Genomic DNA, 16,903 nt, shown 5'->3' with positions numbered 1-16,903 from the left:
CTTAACCCTTTCCGCGCGTCTGGGCGACTTGCTTGGCGATCTCCTGCGGTGGGCCGGCGGAGGCTGGTTGCCAGCTTTCCAGCAAGGAGTACGCGATGATGCGTTCTTCAGCACCGAAGCGCGGATTGCAGCTGGTCATGGTCAGGTAGCTTTCGGTAGGCGTCGCGCCGGGCTGTGTGGGAACCGGAAGAAGGACGTCCGTCCGCGAAGGCAACACGATCTGGTTGTTGCGGAAAACGTACGTGTAGTAACCGTCTTTGGTCTGCACATATATCTTGTCGCCCGGTACCAGGAGATGGATGTTGTCCAGCACTGCGCCATGGGTCTGGCGGTGTCCCGCGACGGCGAAGTTGCCCGGGGCTCCGGGCATGCTGGTGGTTCCGTAATGGCCAAGGCCCAGCGTGTCCAGAATGTCGGAACCGGTTCCCTCGATGATGGGCCGCGAATAATCCGGGCCGAACCGGGGAATGTACATGATTCCGATCATTCCGCCGTGCTCGGGGGCCTCTGCAACCACGGGCTTCCCGTAGTCGGGCCGTGCCGCAGGGTTGGCAGGGGCAACAGGTGCCACAGGTCCCGCAAAACTCTTCGCAAAACCCTGGACGGCCTGGCTTTGCTTGGCGTCGGCTTCAACGTTGGTCCACCACAACTCCCAGGCCACAAAGAGCAACAGGATGAGTCCCGCGGTAAGGAGCAGCTCGCCCACGATCTGGACGATCCTGCGCACCACGTCGCCCGTGCTGGGCCGTCCCTTGCGCCTCGCCGAGCGCGGCTTGCGTCCCCCGGGGCGAGGACCCTCAGCGCCGGTTCCTGTGCCGTCGTCCGGCACGGCAGCGGCTTGCTGCGTCTGCTGCTGCGCCACTGGATCTCCTCTTTACAGGCGCGGATGCCCGACGACGAGCAGTCTCCGGAATCCGGCTAGACTTGTCTGCTAGAACGAACCCCGGAATTGCCGCGTGCGCGTTGACCGCTGGAATTTTCCTTCCTGCAGGATATCAAGCTGGCGCGTGGCCTTTCATTCAGCCGGCCAAGGAGGATCCGTGCCCGAGTCCAAGCCCCGCAAGAGGGCCGCCCGCCCCACCGAAGCGGCCACCGCACAGCAGTACAAGCCGAACCCCATCTGGTACAAGCCAGTCATGTTCGGTCTCATGATCATCGGGCTGCTGTGGATCATCACGTTCTACATCACGAGCGGCCAGCTTCCCGTGCCCGCATGGGCGTCCTGGAACATCGTGGCAGGCTTCGGCATCGCGATTGTCGGCTTCCTTATGACCACCCGCTGGCGCTCCTGAGCGGCGACCTCACATTTCGGCCGCCTGCAGCGTCTACCAGACATGACCACCAGGCACACAACCATTGATTCGCCGCTGGGCCGGCTCACGCTGACTGCCCAGGAGGAGCTGCTCACCGGCATTTTCTTCGAGGGTCATTGGCATATGCCACCTTCGGAATTCTTCGGTGAAGCCGTACCCGCCGAGGATCCCTTGTTCCAGCAAACCGCCGCTGAACTCGGCGAATACCTGGCTGGCGAGCGAACCGTGTTCGACGTCCCGTTCAAGGCTTCAGGGAATCCGTTCCAGCAGCGGGTCTGGGCCCGACTCGAAGAGATTCCTTACGGGGAGACCGTCAGCTACGGAGGACTGGCCACCGAACTGGGCGATCGCAACCTTTCCCAAGCCGTCGGCTCGGCAGTTGGCCGCAATCCACTGAGCATCATCATTCCGTGCCATCGGGTTGTGGGGCACGACGGGAAGCTCACCGGATACGCCGGCGGACTCGACAACAAACGGTTCCTCCTGGAACTCGAAGAACCAGCGGCCGCGAAGGAAAGCAAGCTCTTCTAATGGAGCCCAAGAAGCCGTTCGAGCTGGTCGTCCGGGAGCACGGACCCACTGTCCTGCGCGTGTGCCGCGCGGTTCTCGGCGCCCACGACGCGGAAGACGGCTGGTCGGAGACTTTCCTCGCCGCCCTGAAGGCCTACCCCGAACTTCCGGCCGGTGCCAACGTCCAGGCCTGGCTCGTCACCATCGCCCACCGTAAATCCATCGACATTGTCCGCGCCAGGAGCCGCCAGCCGCTTCCCGTGGACGAACTGCCTGTGCGCCCGTCCGGACTCGGAATCCCCGGCGACGGTCACCGCGAGGTGCTCGACGCCGTCGGGCAGCTTCCGACGAAGCAGCGCCAAGCGGTGGCGTACCACTACCTCGCCGGGCTCCCCTACAAGGACGTCGCCGGGCTTCTCGGCGGGACCCCCGACGCCGCGCGTCGAGCGGGAGCCGACGGCGTCAAGGCGCTGCGCACCATCCTCACAAACAGCTACGACAGCTCGGTGAGCCACGTGAAAGAAGAAACCCGATGACCATCCGCCACGACGAACCGGACGTCTCCGAACTCCTCGCACGCCCCGACTCCGCGGAACCGGACGTCATGCAGCGGCTCCACGACCGCCTCGCAGCGGCGGCGGCTGGGCAGCACACCCTTGATATTGCCTACCGCACGGTGGATTCGCCGATCGGCAAACTGCTCCTTGCGGCCACGGAACGCGGCATGGTGCGCGTGGCGTTCGAAATGGAAGACCACGACGCCGTATTGCAGCTGCTCGCGGAAAAGCTCAGTCCGCGGATCCTCTTCTCAGCGAGCCGTCTCGATCCCGCGGCCCGTGAGCTGGACGAATACTTTGCCGGGACCCGGCACCGGTTCGACCTGCCCCTGGATTTCAGCCTTTCGCGCGGGTTCCGACTCAGCGTCCTGGAACATTTGCCGCAGATCGCCTACGGCCACACGGAAAGCTACGCGCAAGTGGCCTTGGCGGCTGGAAGCCCGCGAGCCGTGCGCGCCGTCGGCACTGCTTGCGCCACCAACCCGTTGCCGGTGATTGTTCCTTGCCACCGGGTGGTGAAATCCGATGGATCGTTTGGCAACTACCTCGGCGGCACAGAAGCCAAACGAACTTTGTTGGCTCTCGAGGCAGCATGAGCTCAGGATGGACGGAACCGCTGTTTCCGTTTGAGTTGCCGGACGCGCCCGACGCCGGTCCACGGGAGATCGCGCCCGGCGCCGTACACGTTCCGGGCTGGCTGGGCCTTGGGCAGCAGCAGTGGATCGCGGCCCGATTCGAAGAGTGGACGCGGGGTCCCGTCCCCTTGCGCGCCGCCGTCCTTCCAGGCGGGCACCCGATGTCCGTCCGGACGGTCTGCCTTGGCTGGCACTGGCAGCCCTATAGGTACACACGCGAGGCCTTTGACGTCAACGGGCGGCGGGTGCTCGACTTTCCTGACTGGATGGTTCGCCTGGGCCGCAAAGCACTGTTCGAGGCCTACGGTGACGCCGCCGAAGCCGCCGGCTACACGCCGGACACTGCGCTGGTGAATTTCTACGACGAGGCCGCCAAGATGGGCATGCACCAGGACAAGGACGAAAAGTCCCGGGCCCCCGTGGTGTCGCTCAGCATCGGAGACAGTTGCGTCTTCCGTTTCGGCAACACGGAGACGCGCACCAAGCCGTATACCGACGTCGAACTGTCTTCAGGGGACCTGTTCGTGTTCGGAGGTGCATCCCGTTTTGCGTACCACGGCATCACCAAAGTGCTCCCCGGAACGGCTCCTGAAGGCTGCGGGCTGCCGGGAGGGCGGATCAACATCACGATGCGCGTCACTGGAATGTCGTAGGACCGGGGCACAATGTCAACAACAGCTTCTGCCCGGCTCCCTGTGGAGGATTACCCATGAACCCGCCCGAGAACGGCACCGTCATTGGCGACGACGGCCTTGCGCGTCCGCCCTGGGCATCCGTTGACCCGCTTATGCGCGAGTACTACGACCACGAGTGGGGCATGCCTGTACGGGACGAACGGGGCTTGTATGAGCGCATCAGCCTCGAGGGATTCCAAGCCGGCTTGTCCTGGGCCACCATCTTGCGCAAGCGCGACGCGTTCCGGTCCGCTTTCCTGGACTTCCACCCTGAAAGCGTTGCGGCTTTCACGGAGGCGGACGTCGAACGGCTGATGCAGGATTCGGGAATTGTGCGCAACCGCCTCAAGATCCGCGCGACCATCACCAACGCCAAAGCCACGATCGCATTGCGGAGCGAGGGCGGGTTGGTGGACTTCGTGTGGTCGTTCCAACCGGAGTCGACGCCGGAACCGCGTACGTTTGCCGACGTCGCTACCAAGTCGCAGGAGTCGATTGCGCTGTCCAAGGCCCTGCGTAAGAAAGGCTTCGCTTTCGTGGGCCCCACCACCATGTATGCGCTGATGGAGGCGATCGGCATGATCGATACGCATCTGCTCGATAGCCATCGTCGGGGCAGCTCCGGAGTTTGGCTCTGATATCCACCCTCTTTCCACAGAAGTGCGTAACTTTATCCACAGCTGTGGACAATTCATGTGGACATCCACGTACATGAAGCCAGGATCCCCGACATTCAGGTCATAACCAGGCCCTCGCGCCATGGACCCGTGGTTTTACCCAATGTGCACAAGGCTGTGGATAGTGTCCGCGGGTTCACTGAGAGTTCACCCCCAAGGCATTGAGAACTTCATTCAGGCCCCCACTTGTCGTGGCGCCTCGGACTTCCTATTCGCCATCCCGAGTCCTCGATGTGGCTTTGGCCGGGATGTGTGAAAGAATCTGCGTATGAATGCAGATAATAGGGACTGCTCGCTGGGGGTCGACAGCCAATACGTTGAATTGGCTGTGGAAGTGTTCGCGATGCTGGCCGATGCCACGAGGGTCCGGATCGTCCTCGCGCTCCGGAACGGCGAAATGGCCGTCGGAGCCTTGGCGGAACTCGTAGGGAAGTCCCCGGCGGCGGTATCGCAGCACCTTGCCAAAATGCGCTTGGCGAGAATGGTTTCCACGCGGCAGGACGGAACCAGGGTCATGTACCGGCTTGAGAACGAGCATGCCCGCCAGTTGGTCGCTGATGCAATATTCCAAGCAGAGCACGCCCTGGGCGGCACCCCTGCACACCACCGCGCAGAACAGGAACCGGCATGAGCGGTCACCAGCAAGTTGGTCATCACGAGCACCACGTGCACGACCACCACCACCACGACCACGACCACGACCACGACCACGACCACGACGGACACTCGCACGAGCATCACAAGGGTCTCAAGGGGTGGCTGTACGAGCTTTTCGTCCCGCACTCCCACGATGCCGCCGATTCTATCGACGACGCCCTTGAGTCCAGTACGCAGGGTGTCCGGGCACTTAAGATCAGTCTTTTCATGCTCCTGGGCACCACCGTCCTGCAGTTCCTCGTGGTCCTCATCAGCGGCTCGGTCGCATTGCTGGCCGACACCATCCACAACTTTTCGGACGCACTCACCGCAGTGCCATTATGGATTGCGTTCATTCTGGGGCGTCGTGCGGCAACTCGACGCTACAACTATGGATACGGACGGGCGGAGGACCTTGCGGGTCTGTTCATTGTCGGCGTGGTCGCGCTTTCGGCAGTGGTGGCCGCGTGGCAATCCATCGATCGCCTGTTCCACCCGCAACCCCTGCACAATCTGTGGTGGGTCCTTGCGGCCGGACTCATCGGCTTTGCGGGCAATGAAATTGTGGCCGTTTACAGGATCAGGGTCGGCCGGCAGATCGGGTCCGCTGCGCTCGTCGCTGACGGCGTGCATGCGCGCATTGACGGATTCACTTCCCTCGCGGTGGTGCTTGGCGCCGGCGGTGTGCTGCTCGGTTTCCCATTGGCGGACCCGATTGTCGGCCTGCTGATTTCGGCGGCCATCATCGTCCTGCTCTGGGGGACGGTACGCAGCATCGGTCGACGCTTGATGGACGGTATAGAACCGGAACTGCTGGACGGCGCCCAGGCTGCGTTGGAAATGACACCCGGCGTGCTCTCCGTGCCGAAGCTGCAACTGCGTTGGGTCGGCCATCGCCTTCAGGGCGCAGCGACGATCGTCGTCGCCAACGCGCCGCTGTCAGCGGTGGAAGAAACTGTCGGCGAGGCCAGGCATCGGCTTGGGCATGCGCTCCCCAAGCTCGACGACATGGTGATACAGACCGTTACGGAAGCTGGCCGCTGATCAACCGGATCCTGTTCCCAACCGCTGCCCAGCCGCTGCGGCTATGATGGCCCACTGAACCTTATGTTGAGCCACTGACCCGATCTTGAGCCACTGAACCGGACCCGCCCGGCTGCCCGAGATCCACGAAAGAAGATGCCGATGAGCCAGCAAGCGATTCTGGCGAAGCCTCGCCGAAACGTGGAGATGGTGCTGTTGGTGCTGGCACTTGGCGTCGGCATTGGTGCCCTTGCAATGACCAGCGTGGACAAGAAGGAAGCCCTTGACGTTGGATTCTGGCTTCAGGCGGGTACCTTGACGGCGCTGGCCGGGATCTTCCACGTTGTCCTGCGGTTCAAGGCAAGGTATGCGGATCCGGTGATCCTCCCGATTGTGGTGGCTTTGAACGGCCTCGGCATCGCCATGATCCGACGCCTGGATGCGTCAAACGGCACTACTGCCGGGACTAATCAGCTCACATGGACGATCGTCTCGGTCCTGGTCGCGGCCGCCGTGCTGTGGCTTTTGAAGGACCACCGGCTTTTGCGCCGGTACACCTTCATTGCACTCGCGGTCAGCGCCGCCCTCCTCATCCTTCCCCTCGTTCCGGGAATTTCCGCCGGAGACATCAACGGCGCGAATGTCTGGATACGCCTCGGTTCCCTTCAGTTCCAGCCTGGCGAGATCGTGAAGATTACGCTCGCCGTCTTCTTCGCGGGCTACTTGTCCTCCAACCGGGACTTGATCCTGCTGGCCGGCAGGAAATTCGGGCGCCTGCAGTTCCCCAGGATCAAGGACACAGGACCGATGATCACCGCTTGGGCGGCGAGCGTGGGCGTCCTGGTCTTCCAGCACGATCTCGGCATGTCCATACTGCTGTTCGGCCTTTTCATCGTGATGATCTACGTTGCCACGAGCCGGGCCAGCTGGCTTGTCCTCGGCGTCGTGCTCATGCTTCTGGGCGGATACGCGGCAGCAAAGATCTTTTCCCATGTCGGCTTGCGCATTGACGCGTGGATCAATGCCTTCGACCCCCAGGTCTTCACCCGCTTCCCCGGAGGTAGCGCCCAAATCGTCCAGGGTCTCTTCGGAATGGCCGACGGCGGCCTGATCGGCAAGGGCCTCGGGCTCGGAAGCCCGGACCTTGTGCCTTTCGCGAACAGCGACATGATCATCGCTTCCCTTGGTGAAGAACTCGGCCTGATCGGGCTGTTCGCGATCGTTCTTCTCTACTTGCTGCTTTTCACCAGGGGATTCCGGGCCGCCCTGGGCATCCGGGATGCCTTCGGGAAGCTCCTTGCCTGCGGGCTGGCCTTCTCCATGGCCCTTCAGTGCTTCATCATTATCGGCGGAGTCACCCGCCTTATTCCCCTCACTGGGCTGACGACGCCGTTCCTCTCCGCGGGCGGATCCTCCCTCCTTGCCAACTGGATCATCGTCGCCCTGCTGCTGCGGATCAGTGACGCAGCCCGCAGGCCCCAGACAGTTGCTTCCCAGACGGAACACGTCCCCGTCTGACGAACACCGGGCGCTGTTCCGGTTGCCGAGCCACCAATCGAGGGCACTCAGACGGTCGTAAACCCGCCGTCGATCAAGACGTTCGTGCCGGTGACCATAGCGGCCATATCGCCACAAAGGTAGGCGATAAGAGACGCTACTTCTTCCGGCTGGGCGAAGCGGCCAACCGGAATATCGCGTTTCGCCTTTTCGCCTTTTTCGCCGGCCCAGGCCTTCTTGCCGAGCGGCGTCTCAACAACGGTGGGTGACACGGCGTTGACGGTCACGCCCTTGGGCGCCCATTCCAGCGAAAGGACGTGGGTGAGTCCAACGATCGCCGCCTTCGAGGCGCAATAGGCCGCATGCTGGTCGAGGCCGATCACCGCGGCCTGCGAGGCGAGGTTGATGATCCGGCCGTATCCTGCCTCGACCATGACTCGGCCGGCGGCTTGCGCCATGTAGAAGCTTGCGCTGAGGTTGATGTCGATCGTCGCTTGCCAGCGTGCTGCCGGCACGTCGATCGCCGGATCCAGCAGCGCGATCCCTGCTGAGTTGACGAGGATGTGGGGGGTGCCTGCCACGCGCACGGCTTCGGCAATGACCTCGCCTGCTGCTTCTGGTGCTGTCAGGTCACGGGCAATACCGTGGTGGCCTGTGCCGGGGAGTTCCGCCATGAGCGCGCCAACGCTCTCAGAGAGATCGACGCCGACGACGCGTGCGCCGCGGGACGCGAAGTGGTGGGCGACCGTGTAACCGATGCCGCTCGCCGCTCCTGTGACGATGGCGATGCGGCCTTCAAATTCCTGTTCCATTGTTGTCATCCTTCGTAAGCGCAGATTTCCTGGACCTTTTCGGCCGAGGGGCTGCTGGTATCGAATCGGTGGCTAAGCCATTCCCTGGCGAGGCGACGGGCTAGTTCGAGGCCCACCACGCGCTGGCCGAAGCACAGTACTTGGGCGTCGTTGCTGAGAACGCTCCGCTCGACCGAAAAGGAGTCGTGGGCTGTGATGGCACGAACGCCATGCACTTTGTTGGCGGCGATGGCGACCCCAAGACCGGTGCCGCAGACGAGCAGTGCCCTGTCGGCCTCGCCACTGGCGACCATCCGCGCCGCCTTGACCGCTACGTGCGGATAGGCGGTGTGACCGTCGGCGCTGACACCCACGTCAACCACTGAGGCCACAAGGCCGTTCGCCTCGAGATCCTTCTTGAGGATTTCCTTGTAGTCATATCCTGCGTCGTCGCTTCCGACGACGATGCGCCACTTTGTGCCGCTCATGCTGGTGTCCCTTCTCTTCTGTTCCAATCAGCGTCCGATGGCGCTGACGATCATCCCGAACGACGTCGCGCCGGCGTCCGGCGTGCCGATGCTCTTCTCCGCCAGTGGCCGGGCTCGTCCGAGTTTCGGGGTCAGGGCGGCGGTTGCCGCTGCCGCCGCGTTCGCCGCCTCGGCTGCCTTTACCCAGGCCCTGACGCTTTCCTCGCCGCTCATCAACGAGAGCTCAAGGGTGTCGACAAACGGCAGAAGTGCATCTACGACTGTTTTGTCTCCAGGCTTTGCCCGGCCCAGATCTGTGATTGCTGTGGCGAAAGCGTGTACTGCCGCTGCGAGCTCACTGCGCCCGAACTCAGTGGCCTCGTCGTCGAGTACCGCCCCCGCGCTCTCCAACCCGGCTCCCCACAAAACTCCCGAGGTTCCGCCGGCCGCGGCTGCCCAGGCTTGCCCGGCTTTACGCAGGATCCATGCCGGACCTGCGGATGCTGCTGCGGCGCTTTCTGCGGCAGCGAGTGCCGCGTCGGCACCCTTGACCATGCCGCGGCCATGATCGCCGTCACCCGCTATTGCGTCGATGCGTCCCAGCTCGAATTCGTTCTCGTGCATGGTGCGCGCCAAGGCGCGAAGGCCTTCCAGGACGAGCCCGGCGATTGGAACAGCGGCAACACTGGGGGTGGGCGCGTCGTCGTGCTCTTCGGCAGTGGTGGCCGCGCGTAACGAGGGACGCAGACCGGTGAGCGCGGACTTCTGTTTCCGGTAGGCCGGGGTGTAGGCATCCGCGGTCCACAGCCACTCAAGCTCTTTGTCGAGCCACATGAGGGTGAGGGAGATCCCGCCCATGTCCAGGCTTGTGACGAGTTCGCCCACCTCGGGATCGACGATCTCGAGCCCCTCCTCGCGGAGCATCGGTGCGACGGACTTCCACACCAGGAAGAGTTCTTCGTACTTCGTGGTGCCTAGTCCGTTGAGAATGACGGCGACACGCGAGGAATCGGCGGATGGGGCGTGGGCGAGCAGATCGGTGACCAGAAGGCGTGCTAGCTCATCAGCGGACTTCAATGGTTCGTCGCGGATGCCGGGTTCGCCGTGGATCCCGAGTCCAACTCCCATCTGGCCCTCGGGAACCGTGAAGAGCGGTTCTGTTGCACCAGGCATGGTGCAACCGGAGAAGGCGACGCCGAAACTGCGGGAAGCAGCATTGGCTGCCCGGCCGATCCGTTCGACCTCGTCGATATCCAACCCTGCCGCGGCAGCCGCCCCGAGTGCTTTGAACACGGTGAAGTCACCTGCGATGCCTCGACGTTCGGATTCAGTCGGCGAAGACGCAATGTCGTCCGTGACCACCACGATTCGGGTATCAACACCTTCTTTCCGCAGGCGTTCTGCAGCGATGCCGAAGTTCATGTTGTCTCCGGCGTAGTTGCCAAAAGTGAGGATGACGCCTTTGCCTTGGTCGGCGGCTTTCGCCACCGAGTAGACCTGCGCGGCACTAGGAGACGTAAAGATGTTTCCGACGACGGCTCCGGTTGCGAATCCGGGGCCAACGATGCCGCAGAAGGCCGGGTAGTGCCCGGAACCACCGCCGACGACGACGGCGACCTGGGGCATCCCGCTGCGGTGGGCGACGGCTCCGCCAGGGACGCCCTGCAAGCGGTCGGAATAGAGGTCGAGAAAGCCTGTGAACTGGTCTTCGGCAAAATCTGCCGGGTTGTTGTAGAGGACAGTCATGGGGGTGCGCTCCTGTTTACTTCTTCTGGCCCGGAAGGCCTTCGTAGGCGATCTTGCCGCTCGTGAGGTTGTCGTCGATGAGAGCGGGAAGGTTTTTCAAGAAGGAGTCCTTATCCGTCACGACGTTCTTGGAGGCGTCGTTGACGTTGGCCGCGGTGATCGCGGGCATCGTGTAAACAGGCTTCTTGTTGACGCTCTCTCCGCGCACGATCTTCGCGGCGACTGCGAGGCCCGTGGCAAGCTCCACTGTGCCGTGCTGAAGGGAGGTGCCGATCATTTCCCCGGACTGCACCGCCTTGAGACCGTCCTCGATCCCGTCGATGCCAACAACCGGGACATTGGAGATTCCGGCTTCCCGTAGTGCCTGGATAGCACCAAGCGCCATGTCGTCGTTCTGCGAGATGACGCCATTGATGTCGCCGCGGAATGCGGACACCCAGTTGCTCGTCTTGTTGACGGCCTGGTCACGCTTCCAGTTGGCTGTGTCCTTGGCCAGCACCTTGATGTTCGGGTTCTTGTCGAGCACGTTCTGGATGCCCTTGCCCCGGCCGATCTGCGGTGAGGAACCGAGCGGCCCCTCAAGCACGACGACGTTGCCCTTGCCTCCCAGCTTGTCCACCATCATGGTGGCCTCCTGCTCTCCCGCCGCGACGTCGTCGGGCTGCACGCTGGCGGTCAGGTCCGCCCCGGAAAGAGCGGTGTTGACGTCGATGACGGGGATGCCGGCCGCCTTTGCCGCGGCTACCTGGGGTTGGAGTGAGTCGGCCTGCACAGGAACGATGATGATCGCGTTGACCTTGCTGTTGACGTACTGCTGCATCTGGTTGGCCTGGGTGGAGACATCTCCGCCTGCCGAGTTCCACTGCAGGTTGATGTGGTTCGCCTTGGCATAGGCCTCCATGCCTTCCTTGCCTTGGGTGATGAACGAGGACATGTCATAGACCGTCACTCCGATAGTGATGTTGTCGTTGCCGGCGCTCGGGTCGCCCGCGCCGCAGGCGGTCAGGCCAAGCGCGGCGACGGCGGCAATCGCCGTGCCAGTGAGCAGCTTCTTCGTCGTTGAGGACGCCTGGTTCATGGTCTTCCTTTGATTGGTTGGGGTGGGATTTGTTGAGGATGGACGATCAGCGGCGGCCGCGGCGGGCAGCCCAGACATCGACACCGACGGCGGCGACGATGATCACGCCCTTGATGACGTTCTGCCAGTAGGCGGGGACGAGGAGGAGGTCGAGTCCGTTGTTGATGGTCTGGATCAGCAGGAGGCCGACGGCGGTGCCCCACACCGTGCCCCTGCCGCCCATGAGGCTCGCGCCTCCGATGACCACCGCTGCGATGGCGTCGAGTTCGTAGCCTTGGCCGAGGTTGGGGGCACCGGTAATGACACGGGAGGCGAGCATGAGGCCGGAAAGGCCGGCAAGCACACCGCTGATGGCGTAGACGCTGAACAGGATGCCGCGCGAACGGACGCCCGCGATCTCCGCAGCAAGCCTGTTGCCGCCAATCGCGTAGACGCGCAGGCCGTAGTTTGTTCGCTTCATGACGAAAGCCAAGACCAGGATGGCGATGATCATGAGGACCACCGGAAGGGTCAGCCCCAGAATCTGGGTGTTGGCGAAAGAGCCGAAGCTGGTGGGCAGTCCGTTGATCGGTGCACCGTTGCCAATGACATAGGCGATTCCGGAGGCCAGCGTCAGCATTCCCAGGGTGGTGATGAAGGGTGGGACCTCGAACTTGCTGACGATCAAACCGTTGATGGCGCCCGCGAGTAAGCCTGTGACCAATGCCGCCAGAAGGGGAAGCATCAGATTGTCGCCCGCGTTCTTCGCCGTCCAGGCGGCGGCCATGGCACTGGCCGCCATGACGCTGCCGACGGAAAGGTCGATTCCGCCGGTGAGGATCACGAGCGTTTGTCCAAGCGCAATGAGCGCAAACGGTGCTGCCGCGATGAGGATGTTGGTGAGGTTGTCGGGGGTGGCGAACCGTGCGCTGCGGTACGCGAAGAACGCGACAATGAGCAGCATCACCACCACCATGATGTGGCGGACGAGGAATCCGCTGGCGAGTTCCTTCCAGTCTCGGCGTTGCTGTGCGGGGAGGGCATCGATGGTGGTGTTCATGGGGTGGTGTCTTTCACAGGAGCGGCGCTCTGGCCGGAGGCGAGTCGGAAAATGGTGTCCTGCACGTTCGGGCAGTCAAGCTGGGCGCGATCGAGTTCGCCGACGACACCGAGATCGCGCATGACAAACACGCGATGGGAGAGACTGAGAATCTCGGGCATATCGCTGGATGCCATGACGACGGCCATGCCGGCGGAGGAGAGCCCGGTGATGATGCGGTAGATTTCGCTGCGCGCGCCGACATCGACCCCGCGGGTAGGCTCGTCGAGCAGCAAAGCGTCTACTTGTCCGGTGAGCCAACGCCCGAAAACGACCTTCTGCTGGTTTCCGCCTGAGAGGTTCTCCAGCTTCTGGTCAAGCCCGTTGCTCTTCAAGCGCATCGACTTCATGATGGCCCCAACGGCCTCGCGACGCTTGCGGCTGCGGAGGATCCCGAATCTCGAAAAGGCGGCGATCCGCGGCAGGGTCGCATTGTCCAAGACGCTCAAGGACAACACCGCCCCCGCACCCTTGCGGTCTTCCGGGACGATCGCGAGCTTGCGAGCTATCGAGTTGAGCGGCGAACCAGGCCTCAACGGCGCACCGGAGACCCGCACCGTTCCGGAGACGGGCTTGCGGATGCCGTAGATGCACTCGATCAGCTCGGTGCGTCCCGCCCCCACCAAGCCGGCGAGGCCCAGGATCTCACCCCGCTTCACGGAGAAGCTGATCGGTTCGGAACCGTGGGCGATAACGACGTTGTCAACCTCCAGGGTGATATCGGAGCCTGACTCGGTGCGCTCAGGAAAGAGCTGATCAAGTTCCCGGCCGATCATGGCGGTGACTATGCCGTCGTCGGTGATGTCGGACAGAGGCGTATCGCTCACGAGCTTTCCGTCGCGCAGCACTACTACCCGGTCCGCCATGGCCCGGATCTCTTCCATTTTGTGGGTGGTAAAGAGGACCGCAACGCCTTGGTCCCGCAAGGTGCGTACGATCCGGGCTAATCGAGCGACTTCGCGTTCGGCGATTGCACTCGTCGGTTCATCAAGCAGGAGGACCCGGGCTCCGCGGTTCGTAGCCTTGATGATCTCAATGATCTGACGTACTCCTACGGGCAGGGCTCCCATGCGGGTCCTCGGGTCGGTATCAAGGCCGAAGTCCGCCAGGTATCCGCCAGCGGCCTTGATCATCGCCCGGCGGTCGAGCATGCCGAAGCTGCTCCTCAGCTCGCGGCCGACGAAGAGGTTTTCGTAGACCATCAGCTCCGGGATGGAAGCGAGCTCTTGGGGGACAATGGCCACCCCCAAGGAGTAGGCCGCCTGCGTGTTCCCACTGGGCAGGTGCTGCCCGCGGACCTTCACCTCTCCGCCGTCGGGCCGGCATTGACCCGAGGCGATCTTCATAAGCGTGGACTTGCCGGCACCATTCTCGCCCGCAAGGGCTGTGACGGTCCCGGGTTCAAGGGTGAATGTGATTCCCCTGAGCACGGGGACACCCCCGAAGGACATGGTGATGCCCGAACACTCGAGCATCGGGACGACTGGGTTGCTGTCGTCGGAGCGGACGGTCGACACCTTTATCGAGCTCCTTTGCTTGTCGTCTCATTTGCCACGTGGAGGGTGGCCGATATCGACTATACGAGTCTGTTGCTCAGATGTAAATTAGTAGTGCTCATATGAGCAAAGCATGCATAAGTGCTAGAATTTTGCTCATGAGAGCACCTGACCATCGCCTTGAAAGTGTGCTCAAATGACTAGCGGAGGTGTTTCATGGCACAGGCGCCAGGACCGGGCAAGCAAGTTCAGATCGCCCACATCGCGACCCAGCACTACCTGCAGAACAAGACCAGGATCGAGATTGCCAACGAGACCGGCCTCAGCCGTTTCAAAGTAGGCCGCCTGCTCGACGAGGCCGTAAGTTCAGGTATCGTCAAGATCCACATCGCGAGCCCCTCGGGTGTGAGGCTCGATCTTTCCGTCCAGCTCCGGGAACGCTTTGGTCTCGAACACGCCGTGGTGGTGGATGTCCCGTCAGACGCCGATGAGGTCATCCAAGCCAAGCTGGGGTCCACGGCCGGGGATCTCTTGCGCGAACTCCTGACAGACGAGGACGTACTTGGACTGACATCCGGCCGCACGCTCAATGCCATGGCGCGGTCCCTGAACGAGCTTCCGAAGTGCGGCGTCGTCCAGTTGGCAGGAGTCGCCGGTCCCATCCAGGAGACCGGTCTTGAGATCATGCGGCGCGTGAGTGCCATTGCGGGCGTCCGGCCCTGGACTATTTACTCGCCTCTTGTCGTGAGCGATGCACAGGCTGCCGTCGGCATCCGGCGGCAGCCCGATACCCGGCAAACATTTGAGCAGTTCAGCAAGGTCACGGTTGCTGTGGGGTCAGTCGGCTCGTGGAAGCCGGAAAACTCGCAGATGGTCAAGAACCGTGCATTGGACCCGGCCGACCGCGAGAAACTCCTTGAACGGGGGGTTGTGGCCGAGTTCGGAGCGACCCTTGTCACGGACACGGGTTCGGTCATCCACGACATCGACGACCGCTGCATCGCGATCTCCGAAGCACAATGGCGGGCCATTCCCACCGTCATAGCGGTGGCTGGGGGCCCCACAAAAACCCGGGCGATCCGGGCGGTGTTGGCTTCAGGGATTCTCAAAGGCCTCGTCACCGACGCAGCAACGGCCGAAAGACTACTCGGAGGCTAGGATGCCGCGCCCAGTCCTCGTCGCCGGCGTTGACTCGTCGACGCAAAGCTGCAAATACATCACAGTGGATGCGGCAACGGGCGAGATCCGGACTTCCACCGCGCTCCCACACCCCGACGGCACCGCCGTCGATCCCCGACATTGGTGGGATGCCTTCACCGGCGTCGGGGCCACCGCGCTAAGTGGAGTCAAAGCCGTTTCGATCAGCGCACAGCAACATTCCACCATCTTCCTTGGAGCGAACGAAGAGCCTGTCAGAGAAGCAATCCTGTGGAACGACCAGCGTGCAACCCCGTCAGCCCTTGAGCTCCGCCACGAGTTCGGCCCGGACTGGTGGGCCAGGGAACTGGGGATGATCCCTACAGCTGCGCATCCCGTATCGAAACTCCGTTGGCTCGCTCGGACTGCCCCGGAGATCGCGGAGCGAGTACAGCGCGTGGTTATCCCGCACGATTGGTTGACCTGGCGGCTTCTTGGCGCGCAGGGAGATCCAACCACAGACCGCTCCGACGCATCCGGAACGGGGTATTGGGCTTCGACAGGAGCTGGATATAGGACGGATATCTTGGAAGCTGCCTTCGGCCGTCAGCTATTGGTGCCCCGGGTCTTGGGACCGGGCGAACGTGCGGGCGTTACCTCCGGGGGTGTGGTGGTAGGGGCTGGGTGCGGGGACAACGCCGCTGCTGCCCTTGGCCTTGGCACCGCCCACGGTGAAGCCGTCGTGTCAATCGGGACTAGCATGACGGTGTCCATGGTCGATACATTGCACGTGGTTGACGCGACGGGCCATGTTGCGGACATGGCGGACGCGGCAGGGGCCCAGCTACCTATAGTTGCCACTCTCAACGGCGCCAGAATTCTCAACTCAGCGGCCCACATGCTGGGCCTCAGCCTCGACGAACTCGACGAACTTGCGTCCCTAGGGCCGCCTGATGCCCAAGGGCTCTGCTTCCTCCCATACCTGGACGGGGAACGTACCCCGCTATTGCCAGCGTCCCAAGGAGCACTGATCGGTCTCACGAGGTTCTCGATGACGCCCCAAAACCTCGCCCGCGCCGCCATACTCGGCTTGGCCTGCGCGATCGCTGATGCCATCGATGATTTATCCCGGGCCGGCCTTGAGATTGAAAGGGTCACTCTGGTGGGCGGCGGATCGCGGTCTGCGGCTCTTCGCCAAGCCGTAGCCGACCTCACGGGACGCACCGTAGCATGGCCGGAATCCCGGGAATATGCCGCACTGGGAGCCGCCCGCCAAGCAGCATGGGCCTTGACCGGCGAACTGCCGGATTGGCCGCCTCCCAATCGGCAAGCTGTCGATCCCGCCGAACGCCCGGAATGGACTATGGAAGTACGCGAGCGGCACCGAAACACGGCTGCAGTGCTCTATGGCGCTGAACTTACGTAGCGAGGCCCTCCTGGCCGTCGACGCAGTAGTTACACACTTAACAACAGGCAGCTACCCACAAGTTATCCACAGTTGGGGAAAAACTGTGCCCACAAAGTGGAAAACTCCCAGAACGGCGGGCCTCAAAGGGAGGGAAGGACACCGAACTACAGCAATGTGAGT

18 protein-coding genes are annotated in these 16,903 nt (G+C 62.8%); 11 read left to right on the top strand and 7 right to left on the bottom strand.

The window, feature by feature from the left end:
* Position 1: 1 nt before the first annotated feature.
* Entirely contained in the window at positions 2-730 is a 729-nt protein-coding gene (locus tag QRN59_RS12385; protein ID WP_284982848.1) for a class E sortase, read from the bottom strand.
* A 310-nt stretch (positions 731-1,040) separates the two neighbouring features.
* Between QRN59_RS12385 and QRN59_RS12380 the strand changes: the two genes are divergently transcribed.
* The 9 genes from QRN59_RS12380 (at position 1,041) to QRN59_RS12340 (ending at position 7,543) form a co-directional block, all read left to right on the top strand.
* Entirely contained in the window at positions 1,041-1,292 is a 252-nt protein-coding gene (locus tag QRN59_RS12380; RefSeq protein WP_078107039.1) for a cell division protein CrgA, read from the top strand.
* Between the two features lie 42 nt (positions 1,293-1,334).
* Positions 1,335-1,844 carry a methylated-DNA--[protein]-cysteine S-methyltransferase gene (locus QRN59_RS12375; protein WP_284982800.1) on the top strand — a complete coding sequence of 170 codons (510 nt, stop codon included), beginning with the start codon at positions 1,335-1,337 and terminating at the stop codon, positions 1,842-1,844.
* The gene (locus QRN59_RS12370) at positions 1,844-2,359 is read left to right on the top strand and encodes an RNA polymerase sigma factor (RefSeq protein WP_284982799.1); all 516 of its coding nucleotides are present in this window, start codon (positions 1,844-1,846) and stop codon (positions 2,357-2,359) included. The genes QRN59_RS12375 and QRN59_RS12370 overlap by 1 nt, the downstream gene beginning before the upstream one ends.
* Positions 2,360-2,427: 68 nt before the next feature.
* Positions 2,428-2,976 (top strand): methylated-DNA--[protein]-cysteine S-methyltransferase, encoded by a 549-nt coding sequence (locus QRN59_RS12365; protein WP_284982847.1) that lies wholly within the window; start codon positions 2,428-2,430, stop codon positions 2,974-2,976.
* Entirely contained in the window at positions 2,973-3,668 is a 696-nt protein-coding gene (locus QRN59_RS12360) for an alpha-ketoglutarate-dependent dioxygenase AlkB family protein (protein WP_284982798.1), read from the top strand. The genes QRN59_RS12365 and QRN59_RS12360 overlap by 4 nt, the downstream gene beginning before the upstream one ends.
* Before the next feature lie 56 nt (positions 3,669-3,724).
* A complete protein-coding gene (locus tag QRN59_RS12355; protein ID WP_284982797.1) occupies positions 3,725-4,327 on the top strand; it encodes a DNA-3-methyladenine glycosylase I in 603 nt (200 codons plus the stop codon).
* 307 nt (positions 4,328-4,634) lie between these two features.
* Complete coding sequence (locus QRN59_RS12350) at positions 4,635-4,997, top strand: ArsR/SmtB family transcription factor (protein WP_284982796.1); 363 nt, start codon at positions 4,635-4,637, stop codon at positions 4,995-4,997.
* Positions 4,994-6,046, top strand: a complete 1,053-nt coding sequence (locus QRN59_RS12345; RefSeq protein WP_284982795.1) for a cation diffusion facilitator family transporter — start codon at positions 4,994-4,996, stop codon at positions 6,044-6,046. Before QRN59_RS12350 ends, QRN59_RS12345 begins: the two co-directional genes overlap by 4 nt.
* 141 nt (positions 6,047-6,187) lie before the next feature.
* Positions 6,188-7,543, top strand: coding sequence for an FtsW/RodA/SpoVE family cell cycle protein (locus QRN59_RS12340; RefSeq protein ID WP_284982794.1), 1,356 nt, complete (start codon positions 6,188-6,190; stop codon positions 7,541-7,543).
* Between the two features lie 47 nt (positions 7,544-7,590).
* Here the strand turns inward: QRN59_RS12340 and QRN59_RS12335 are convergent, their stop codons facing one another.
* From QRN59_RS12335 to QRN59_RS12310, 6 genes are read right to left on the bottom strand one after another with little or no spacing between them, the layout of a single operon-like run.
* Positions 7,591-8,334 (bottom strand): GolD/DthD family dehydrogenase, encoded by a 744-nt coding sequence (locus QRN59_RS12335; RefSeq protein ID WP_284982793.1) that lies wholly within the window; start codon positions 8,332-8,334, stop codon positions 7,591-7,593.
* 5 nt (positions 8,335-8,339) lie between these two features.
* Positions 8,340-8,801: a ribose-5-phosphate isomerase gene (locus QRN59_RS12330; protein ID WP_284982792.1), complete on the bottom strand. Its 462-nt coding sequence runs from the start codon at positions 8,799-8,801 to the stop codon at positions 8,340-8,342.
* 27 nt (positions 8,802-8,828) lie between these two features.
* Positions 8,829-10,526 (bottom strand): dihydroxyacetone kinase family protein, encoded by a 1,698-nt coding sequence (locus QRN59_RS12325; RefSeq protein ID WP_284982791.1) that lies wholly within the window; start codon positions 10,524-10,526, stop codon positions 8,829-8,831.
* Positions 10,527-10,542: 16 nt separating this feature from the next.
* On the bottom strand, positions 10,543-11,604 hold the full coding sequence (locus QRN59_RS12320) for a substrate-binding domain-containing protein (protein ID WP_284982790.1): 1,062 nt from the start codon (positions 11,602-11,604) through the stop codon (positions 10,543-10,545).
* Positions 11,605-11,650: 46 nt separating this feature from the next.
* Positions 11,651-12,643 carry an ABC transporter permease gene (locus QRN59_RS12315; protein WP_284982789.1) on the bottom strand — a complete coding sequence of 331 codons (993 nt, stop codon included), beginning with the start codon at positions 12,641-12,643 and terminating at the stop codon, positions 11,651-11,653.
* Positions 12,640-14,199, bottom strand: coding sequence for a sugar ABC transporter ATP-binding protein (locus QRN59_RS12310; protein WP_284982788.1), 1,560 nt, complete (start codon positions 14,197-14,199; stop codon positions 12,640-12,642). Before QRN59_RS12310 ends, QRN59_RS12315 begins: the two co-directional genes overlap by 4 nt.
* 195 nt (positions 14,200-14,394) lie before the next feature.
* Here QRN59_RS12310 and QRN59_RS12305 point away from each other — a divergent pair, with 195 nt between their 5' ends.
* Both QRN59_RS12305 and QRN59_RS12300 read left to right on the top strand, forming a co-directional pair.
* On the top strand, positions 14,395-15,336 hold the full coding sequence (locus QRN59_RS12305) for a sugar-binding transcriptional regulator (RefSeq protein ID WP_284982787.1): 942 nt from the start codon (positions 14,395-14,397) through the stop codon (positions 15,334-15,336).
* 1 nt (position 15,337) lies between these two features.
* Positions 15,338-16,741: a xylulokinase gene (locus QRN59_RS12300; protein WP_284982786.1), complete on the top strand. Its 1,404-nt coding sequence runs from the start codon at positions 15,338-15,340 to the stop codon at positions 16,739-16,741.
* Positions 16,742-16,903 lie beyond the last annotated feature (162 nt).

This window comes from Arthrobacter sp. efr-133-TYG-118, from assembly GCF_030209755.1.
Classification (GTDB): domain Bacteria; phylum Actinomycetota; class Actinomycetes; order Actinomycetales; family Micrococcaceae; genus Arthrobacter.
This window is presented reverse-complemented; position numbering and strand designations above follow the sequence as displayed.